At 58.6% G+C, this 1,201-nt stretch carries 1 protein-coding gene; it reads right to left on the bottom strand.

What is annotated here, in order from left to right; all coding sequences use genetic code 11:
- Nucleotides 1-25: 25 nt before the first annotated feature.
- Nucleotides 26-952: a TIGR01777 family oxidoreductase gene (locus tag NW843_RS13040; RefSeq protein WP_414523157.1), complete on the bottom strand. Its 927-nt coding sequence runs from the start codon at nucleotides 950-952 to the stop codon at nucleotides 26-28.
- Between the last annotated feature and the right edge of the window lie 249 nt (nucleotides 953-1,201).

The raw sequence follows: 1,201 nt of genomic DNA, 5'->3' as shown, positions 1-1,201 counted from the left end.
GTTGAACAGTAATGTTCAGCAGTGTTCAGCGTAAATGTATCAGGAGGATCTGTCGTAATGCCTCTTTCAGTTGTGGGTACTGGAAGGTAAAGCCCATCTGCAAAGCCGCTTGCGGGATCACTTTCTGCCCCGTCAAAACCACTTGAGCTGCCTCGCCCAACAGCAGTTCCAACGCCAGCTCCGGCACAGGCAACCAAGAGGGGCGACCCAAGACCTGGCCTAAGGTTCGGCAAAACTCTTCCATCTGCACCGGGTTGGGAGCGGTGGCGTTGAACACTCCGGATCCCTGCTCCAGCAGGAAGCAGACCAAGCTCACCCAATCCTCGCGGTGGATCCAAGACAGCCATTGTTTGCCGGAGCCGATCGTTCCGCCGATAAAGAACTGAAAGGGGGCCAGCATCTGCCCCAGCGCTCCTCCATCCGGCCCCAACACAATCCCCGTGCGCAGGATGGCCAAACGGATCCCCAACTCCTCAGCCGACCGGGCGGCAGCTTCCCAAGCTTGACAGACTTCTGCCAGAAAATCTTGGGCCGGGGGATCCGTCTCTGTTAAGGGTTCTCCTGCCGGATGGGATCCGTAGTAACCCACCGCCGAGCTGCTGATCATCACCTGGGGCTTTTGGTTGAGGGAGGCGAGGGCTTGGACAAGGGCCTGGGTGGTTTCCACACGGCTACGACGGATTTCTTTTTTCTTGGTCTCTGTCCAGCGAGAAGAAGCCAAAGGCTCTCCGGCCAAGTTGACAATCCCCTCGTACCCTTCCAGGGCGGCTGCCCAGGCTTGCGGTTGGTAGGGATCGTAGGGCAGCAGCTTGAGGTTGGGGGATTCCCCCAAAATGCGGCGGGCCTGCTCCAGGCGGCGGGTCAAGACCAAAACCTGATCCCCTTGCTCCAGCAGACGGGCCACCAAGCGACGCCCGATAAAACCACTTCCACCCGTGATGACAATGCGCATGATATGGATCCGACTTGCATCTGCACAAGCCCTGTGCCGCCCTTGTCCTTTGAACGGTGCAGAGCCTTTCCGCTATTCGAACCTCTAGCCTAGCGCGTTTCCTGCCCCGCGTTGGCCATTGCCTGGGATCCCGCCATCCGTTTGCTGAGCTTGGCGAAGTGGCAGAGCCCAAGAAAGCCCAAGAATAAAAATGTTTTGCGGCAAAGCGTAAACTACCCGACTCCGACCGCTAAGCGGTACGGAGCGGGC

This window comes from Synechococcus sp. R5-12, from assembly GCF_047502655.1.
Classification (GTDB): domain Bacteria; phylum Cyanobacteriota; class Cyanobacteriia; order Thermostichales; family Thermostichaceae; genus Thermostichus.
The sequence above is the reverse complement of the archived record's forward strand: the minus strand, read 5'-3'. Positions and strand labels throughout refer to the sequence as shown.

Coding starts and splice junctions, on each gene's coding strand:
- NW843_RS13040 (WP_414523157.1), bottom strand. CDS start 952: ATGCGCATTGTCATCACGGGTGGAAGTGGTTTTATCGGGCGTCGCTTG.